Annotated in this window: 7 protein-coding genes; 3 read left to right on the top strand and 4 right to left on the bottom strand. The window is 60.9% G+C overall.

Features of this window, described 5'->3' with window-relative positions; all coding sequences use genetic code 11:
* Positions 1 to 690, bottom strand: a 690-nt coding sequence (locus tag EN914_RS17255) for a class I SAM-dependent methyltransferase (protein WP_127389170.1), incomplete at its 3' end; no start/stop codon positions are given.
* A 295-nt stretch (positions 691 to 985) separates the two neighbouring features.
* Between EN914_RS17255 and EN914_RS17250 the strand changes: the two genes are divergently transcribed.
* Positions 986 to 2,992: a bifunctional diguanylate cyclase/phosphodiesterase gene (locus tag EN914_RS17250; protein WP_032808605.1), complete on the top strand. Its 2,007-nt coding sequence runs from the start codon at positions 986 to 988 to the stop codon at positions 2,990 to 2,992.
* Positions 2,993 to 3,035: 43 nt separating this feature from the next.
* Here EN914_RS17250 and EN914_RS17245 read toward each other — a convergent pair whose 3' ends face one another.
* Positions 3,036 to 3,464 (bottom strand): MarR family winged helix-turn-helix transcriptional regulator, encoded by a 429-nt coding sequence (locus tag EN914_RS17245; protein ID WP_013529998.1) that lies wholly within the window; start codon positions 3,462 to 3,464, stop codon positions 3,036 to 3,038.
* A gap of 151 nt (positions 3,465 to 3,615) precedes the next feature.
* Here EN914_RS17245 and EN914_RS17240 point away from each other — a divergent pair, with 151 nt between their 5' ends.
* Positions 3,616 to 4,473, top strand: a complete 858-nt coding sequence (locus tag EN914_RS17240; RefSeq protein ID WP_024505632.1) for an alpha/beta fold hydrolase — start codon at positions 3,616 to 3,618, stop codon at positions 4,471 to 4,473.
* Between the two features lie 68 nt (positions 4,474 to 4,541).
* On the opposite strand, the gene EN914_RS17235 is transcribed toward EN914_RS17240, so the two are convergent.
* Positions 4,542 to 5,783: an MFS transporter gene (locus EN914_RS17235; RefSeq protein WP_024505631.1), complete on the bottom strand. Its 1,242-nt coding sequence runs from the start codon at positions 5,781 to 5,783 to the stop codon at positions 4,542 to 4,544.
* Positions 5,784 to 5,933: 150 nt separating this feature from the next.
* Between EN914_RS17235 and EN914_RS17230 the strand changes: the two genes are divergently transcribed.
* The gene (locus tag EN914_RS17230) at positions 5,934 to 6,818 is read left to right on the top strand and encodes a helix-turn-helix domain-containing protein (protein ID WP_024505630.1); all 885 of its coding nucleotides are present in this window, start codon (positions 5,934 to 5,936) and stop codon (positions 6,816 to 6,818) included.
* A 12-nt stretch (positions 6,819 to 6,830) separates the two neighbouring features.
* On the opposite strand, the gene EN914_RS17225 is transcribed toward EN914_RS17230, so the two are convergent.
* On the bottom strand, positions 6,831 to 7,512 hold a 682-nt coding region (locus tag EN914_RS17225), incomplete at its 5' end, for a ribose-phosphate pyrophosphokinase (RefSeq protein ID WP_164778768.1).

Below are 7,512 nucleotides of genomic sequence, written 5' to 3'. Positions count from 1 at the left end.
GCCGTCGATGGCTTCGACGGCGGTGCCCTGGAAGTCGCGCGAGATCAGCCCAACGCTCTGGGGATCCTGGTCGAGCGCAACCCAGCGCTTGAGACGGCCCTCCGTCAGGGCGACCGAACGATTGGCTTCCCGCAAATGGCCGGCCGCGATCGCCAGAACCTCGGTTTCCGGTCCGTTCTTGGCCGCGATCTCGTCGACATATCGGGTCAGGAGGTCGCGTCGTTCCCGGGCCGCGACGCATGACGGTACGTTCTGGGTATGGCTATAGAGTGCTTTGCCGACCTCCGAGGCGTTCGCCACGCTCTCTGCCACGTGCGGATCACAATAGATGTAGTCGAGCAACTGCGCGTCGCCGGAATAGCCCCTGGGTTTGGTGAAGGACCAGTGCGTCAGTGGATCCTCGAGAAAATACTTCAGGATCGGATGGTTCTGCGCGACCGGTATCAACGCATGCCAGACGTCGGGATGAACCTTGGAATGCAGGCCATTGAGGAAGGACAGCAAGCGGCCGACGATCTCGGCCGGGTTCTTGTCCTGTTCGACCTGCTGCTGTGTCGCGTGGAGAATGAGGGCAAGCTCCGCGCGCGCGGTTTCGAACGCTTCGCCATGATGCTCGATCTTTCCCCGAGGCAGCGTGCCGGCGAGCATCTCGGCAGTAATCAAGCTTTTGCCATCAAGAACGGTCTGCACGCCATCACTCCATAGTTAACAGTCGGTTAACTTATTGCGTAGAATGCTCCCTTTGCCAATGTCGGGCCGACGGCATTTTAGGTTTATGATTAATTTCCCGCCAACCATGTTCGTTGGTTAATCAGCTTCCGAGCCGGATTCCGGGTTCGAGTTAACGGAAACTTGTCTTGCGCGATTGCATTTGTTTGCCCGGCGTTCGCAATCGCCGTCGCGTCCCAAGGAGCCGGCCCGCGTGGGGGCAGAAGCTGGAAATGAGTTCGGAAAACAAAATCCCTTTCAAAAGGGGTCGATTGTGATGAACGAACACGTGTCATCCGCATTGGCCGATACGGTTGATGCTGAGCCGTACGAGCCGCGCTACGAACTGGGGGCCGACGAACTTCGCGCCCTCTACCGCACCGAAGCCCGGGCGACGCGAAGAGGGGAAGCCAGGCCAGGGCTTTGGATCGCAGTTGCGATCTATCTCTTGTTTTCGGCAACGGATCTGCTGCTGATCCCGGATGTGGCCGCCTATACGATCACGGCGCGTTTCGCGGTCGGCTTGAGCGCGCTTTTGATCCTGGAAGCGCAGCTTCGCCACGGCGTCGGGACGGAATGGCTCGACGTGACCTGCGCCGGGGCCATCATCTTTGGCTATGTTGGTTGGCTGTGTCCGGCGATTATGGGCGCGGACAAGGAAAGCGTCTCTTACTATATGGTCTTTGGGACCATATTCATGATGAGCGCCAATCTTTTCTTTACATTCAATTTCAAGCTTTCTATCGTAACCTCGACAATAATCTTATGTATACTTTATATCGTAAATTACTTTGTTCCATCAACCCTCATATACAAAATGGTATTTGGGGCTTTCTATGTTTCTTGTTTCACGTTCACCTCATATGTGAACTGGAAACTGAACGAGGAACGCTACAACGTCTTCCTGAACGCCCTGGAAGCCAAGATCCAACACAATGAGGCGACCGAACGCGGCAAGGCCCTGCTGAGGTTGTCGCGGACCGATCCGCTCACGGGTCTGGAGAACCGGCGCGCGATCGACGAGAAGCTGCGAGACTACTGGAACGATTGGCAAAAGGTCGGCACCAGCTTTGGGGCGATCCTCATCGACGTGGACTTCTTCAAGAAGTTCAATGACTGCTACGGCCATCAGGAAGGCGACCGCTGCCTGATCCATGTCGCCAATGCCCTTAGCGATATGATCAAACAGTATAATGGCTCCATCGGCCGCTATGGCGGCGAAGAGTTCATCGTCCTGGCTCGCATGGAGAAAAAGGAGCAGATCCTGGACATTGCGGAAGCCATTTGCAGCACGGTGGAGAACCTGGCTCTGACGCACGAACTGCGGCGCGACGGCGTCTCGATCGTAACGGTAAGCGTTGGCGCCGCATTCACCCGGACGCAGACCGGGGCCAAGCTGGAGAAAATCATTCACGAGGCCGATCGCGCTCTCTATCTGGCAAAAGCCGGCGGCCGAAATTGTGCCCGGCTGTTCGATCCAACCGACCCGCAAAGCAGTGACGAGAGCGAGAACATTGCGGCTTTGCTGAAGATCGCGATCGGCCAGAATCTCGTTTCACTCGTTTACCAGCCTATCCAGGATGTCAAATCGGACCGGGTTGAAGCGGTGGAGGCTCTGATGCGCCTCAAGATGCTCGACGGCACATCGGTTCCGCCGAGCCTGTTCATTCCCGTCGCCGAACGGACCGGTGCGATCCTGGAACTCGGGCGCTGGGCGATAAGGACAGTGTGCGCCGAACTGCTGGCGGACGACCACGTCCGTGTCGTCAGTGTCAACGTCTCCCCGATCCAGCTCAAGACACCGGGCTTCGCGACGTCGGTCGCGACCATTCTGGGCGAGACGGGTGTCGCAGGCAGCAGGCTGGCCTTCGAGATCACCGAAGGGCTGGAGATGGAGATGCACTCCGACATCCTGCGCTGCATCAGCGACCTGAAGCTGCTCGGGATCAAGATCTGGCTTGATGATTTCGGGACCGGCTTTGCGGGCCTTTCGTGGCTTCGCCTGATCGATTTCGATACGGTGAAGATCGATCGCTCGTTTCTGCATGACTGCAGCTCCCCGAGCGGCAAGGCGATGCTGCAGGACATTATCACCCTGGTTCGAAATCGCGGCCACAAAATCCTGGTCGAAGGGGTGGAGACAGACGAGCAGATGGCCCTTATGCGCGAATTCGGCATAGACAAGATCCAGGGCTTCCATGTCGGCCGTCCCGCTCCCGCCGTCAGTTTCCAGGCAAAGCGAGCCATGCGCAAACGGCCATTTGCCGTGCTTAAGTCCGCATGATGGTGGCCTCTTCCGACGTTTGGCTAGCCGTCGTCAAGCCGTGCTAGCGGTCGCCGGTCAACGCGGCGCGTAACGCCTGGATCTGCCGGTTCAGCGCATCGAGCTCAGTCAGCGTCATGCCCGAGCGTTCGACCAAGGCTTCGTTCAGGCAGTTGCATTGGACAAGCAGTGCGCGCCCGGCTGATGTCAGATCGACCTGCACCTGGCGTTCGTCGGTCTGGCTGCGCTGGCGGGTCACCAGCCCGGCCTGCTCCATTCGCTTCACCAGCGGCGTGACGGTGCTCGATTCCAAAGCGAGCCGATGGGCGATGGTGCCGACCGACATGCCGTCGGCCTCTCCAAGCGCGTTCAACACCAGGTACTGCGGATAGGTGATGCCCATCTCGTCCAGCATCGGCTTGTAGGTGCGGTTGATCGCCATGCTGGTGGCATAGAGCGTGAAACAGAGCTGATTGTCCAACGGGAGAGGCACGGCGCATTCCTTTTGCCAATGTGGGCATCATTTCGATACCACGAAAAATGATATCGCGATACATATTTGTGTGGACAAGGGTTTTAGGCCGCGTTAGCTATGTCGTTATCGCGATATTGTTTATCGCGAAAATAACCAGAAGGAGATTGAGATGACCTCGCAAACCAAACCCAGCTCCGGCAGCGGCATGATCACCACCAGGGACGGAACGCAGATTTACTACAAGGACTGGGGGACCGGGCAGCCTGTCGTCTTTCATCACGGCTGGCCGTTGAGCAGCGACGATTGGGACGCCCAGATGCTGTTCTTCGTGTCACAGGGCTACCGTGTCATTGCCCATGATCGCCGAGGCCATGGCCGCTCGACCCAGACGGATATCGGCAACGAGATGGACACCTATGCCGCCGACGTAGCGGAACTCGCAGCCCATCTGGACCTCAAGAACGCCATCCATGTCGGCCATTCGACCGGCGGCGGCGAAGTGGCGCGTTATGTCGCCAAGTATGGCGCCGGCGGCCGTGTCGCCAAGGCGGTGCTGATCGGCGCGGTGCCGCCAATCATGCTCAAGACTGCCGCCAATCCCGGCGGCCTGCCGATCGAAGTGTTCGACGGCTTCCGCTCCGCGCAGGCAGCCAATCGCGCCCAGTTCTTCCGCGACGTTCCATCAGGTCCGTTCTACGGCTTCAACCGCCCGGGCGCAGAGGTATCGCAGGGCGTCATCGATAATTGGTGGCGCCAGGGCATGATGGGCGGCACCAAGGCGCATTATGATTGCATCAAGGCCTTTTCGGAAACCGACTTCACCGAGGATCTGAAGGCGATCGACGTGCCTGTGCTGGTCATGCACGGCGACGACGACCAGATCGTTCCCATCGCGGACTCGGCGCTGCTGACGATCAAGCTGCTCAAGAAGGGCGAGCTCAAGGTCTACAAGGGCTTCCCGCACGGCATGGCCACGACCCATGCAGACATCGTCAACGCCGACCTGCTGGCCTTCTTCAAAGCATAGGCCGTTGGAACGAAAAAAGCACCCGCCGTCTGGCGGGTGCTTTTCCTTGCGTGGGTTTCAGGCCTGATCTAGGCGGCCGCCTGCGCCTTGCGCGCTTCCTTCATGTTGGGCAGGAACACGGTCAGCAATCCAAGGAACGGCAAATAGGAGCAGATCTGGAAGACGAAATCGATGCCCTTCATGTCGGCGACGACGCCGAGCACGGCCGCCGCGATGCCGCCCATGCCGAAGGCGAAGCCGAAGAAGATGCCGGCGATCATGCCGACGCGACCCGGCACGAGCTCCTGCGCAAAGACGACAATGTTGGAGAACGCCGAGGAGAGGATCAGGCCGATCAGCACCGTCAGCACCATCGTCCATTCCAGATTGGCGTAGGGCAGGGCGAGCGTGAAGGGCAGCACGCCGACGATGGAGAACCAGATCATCGCCTTTTGCCCATAGCGGTCGCCGAAGGGGCCGCCGAGCAGGATGCCCAGCGCCGAGGCACCGAGAAACAGGAACAGCATGACCTGGCTCATCTGCACAGAAACGCCGAACTTATGCATGGAATAGAAGGTGTAGTAGCTGGCGAGGCTGGCGATGTAGGCATTCTTGCTCAGCACCAGCAGTGTCAGCACGATCAATGCATTCATCACCTTGCGGCGCGGGAAGGGCGAAACGAAGCTCGCCGCCTTGCGGGTGCCCTGCGCGGCACGCAGCCGGCTGCACCAGCCGCCGACCTGCCACAAAACGATGATGCCGATCAGCGAGCCGACGGCGAACCAGGAAATGCTGGTCTGGCCGAACGGCACGACGATGAAGGCCGCCAGCAGCGGCCCCATGGACTGGCCGAAATTGCCGCCCACCTGGAACAGCGACTGCGCCAGCCCGAAGCGGCCGCCGGAAGCGAAGCGGGCGATGCGCGAGGATTCCGGGTGGAAGATCGCCGAGCCGATGCCGATCAGCGAGGCACCGATCAGCAGCAGCGAATAATGCCCGGCATAGGCGAGCACGATCAGGCCGATCAGCGACGACGCCATGCCGTAGGGCAGCGAATAGGGCATCGGCCGCTTGTCGGTGATCATGCCGATCAGCGGCTGCAGCAAGGATGCGGTCACCTGGAAAGTGAAGGTCAACAAGCCGATCTGCCAGAAATCGAGGCCATAATTCTCTTTCAGGAGCGGGTAAATGGCCGATAGCAGCGACTGCATGATGTCGTTGATGCAGTGGCAGAAGCTCACCGCCAGGATGACGGTGAAGGCCGTCGCCTGGGCTGAGGCGTGACTGGCGCTCGCCGGTGGGGCGACGCTGGCTGCTGTCGTATCGGTCAAGGTAGGCTCCGTGGTCTTTTTGGCGGGCACGCCCGCAGGCAACTGGCGGACGCTCCTTGCGGCCACCCTGGGGACGGTGCCTTATAAGCCGCTTGCGAGACGACTTCTTTCGTGGTTTGGTCCAATAGTTTCGCAAGTGGGCCATATCGGATGCCGCACGGCAAAGAAGTCTTTCACGCTGGCAATGCCAATCTCGGCCAGTTGCACGAGAGCCGCTGGCAGTGGCTTGAGCAAGTGGCCGGGCCGGCGGTGGCATTGCCGACCGAATATCCTGACGGCTACCGCGTGCCACAGCACCGCCACAGCCGCAGCCAGCTCTTGCATGCGCTTGTCGGTGTGGTGCTGGTGACGACACGCTACGGGCGCTGGATGGTGCCGCCCGACCACGCGATGTGGATTCCAGCCGGCACCGAGCATTCCGTCGAGATGCTGGGCGACGTCTCGATGCGTTCGGTTTATGTCATGCCACAGGCGATCCCCGGGCTGCCCGAAGGCTTGCGCGTCGTCGGCGTCACCGACCTGATGCACAGCCTGATCGTGGAATCGGAGAAGCTCCCGCAAGGCGGCGTTCTGGAAGGACGCGGTGGGCTGATCATGAACCTTCTGCTGCACGAAATCCCGACCTTGCCGGAACGGCCTCTTGGGCTGCCATTTCCGTCGGATCCAAGATTGTCGGCGCTGTGCCGACGCTTCGTCGCAGCACCGTCGCCGCATGCGACCATCGACGAGTGGGCCGATGCAGCCGGCATGAGCCGCCGTTCCTTCACGCGCGCCTTCCAGCGCCAGACCGGCCTGCCGCTGTCGACATGGCGCCAGCAGGCCTGCCTGTTCGCGGCGCTGCCCAGGCTGGCGGACGGCGAGCCGATCACCAGGGTGGCGCTTGATCTCGGCTATGACAGCGTGCCGGCCTTCATCACCATGTTCAAGCGCATGCTGGGGACCTCGCCGCGCGGCTATATGCGCGGCGCACGCGAGAACGTCGAGGTCGCTCGTCGCCTGATCGGCCCGGTTCGGTTGGAAAGCTCCGCGCCTTAAGGGCAGGCGGGTTTAGTCGAACAGGCTGGACACCGATTCCTCAGTCGCCGTGCGCGAGATGGCTTCGCCCATCAGGTCGGCGATCGAGATGACGCGGATGTTGGGCGCGTCGAGCACGCCCTGGGTCGGCTGGATGGAATCGGTGATCACCAGTTCCTGCAGCTTCGAGCCGCTGATGCGGGCAACGGCACCGCCCGACAGCACGCCGTGGGTGATGTAGGCGGTGACGCTGGTGGCGCCGTTGGCCAGCAGTGCATCGGCGGCATTGCACAGCGTGCCGCCGGAATCGACGATGTCGTCGATCAGCAGGCAATCCTTGCCGGCGACCGCGCCGATGATGTTCATGACTTCCGATTCGCCCGGCCGTTCGCGGCGCTTGTCGACGATGGCCAGTTGCGCATCGAAGCGCTTGGCCAGCGCACGAGCGCGGACCACGCCGCCAATGTCGGGCGAAACCACCACGACGTTGCCGAGTTGCTTGTATTTGGCCTTCACGTCGCGGGCCATGACCGGCACGGAAAACAGATTGTCGGTCGGGATGTCGAAGAAGCCCTGGATCTGGCCGGCATGCAGGTCGAGCGTCAGAACGCGGTCGACGCCGGCGCGGGTGATCATGTTGGCAACCAGCTTGGCCGAGATCGGCGTGCGGCCGGAGGCGCGGCGGTCCTGCCTGGCGTAGCCGAAATAAGGGATG

The sequence above is a fragment of the Mesorhizobium sp. M7A.F.Ca.CA.001.08.2.1 genome, assembly GCF_003998455.1.
Taxonomy (GTDB): Bacteria; Pseudomonadota; Alphaproteobacteria; order Rhizobiales; family Rhizobiaceae; genus Mesorhizobium; species Mesorhizobium ciceri.
This window is presented reverse-complemented; position numbering and strand designations above follow the sequence as displayed.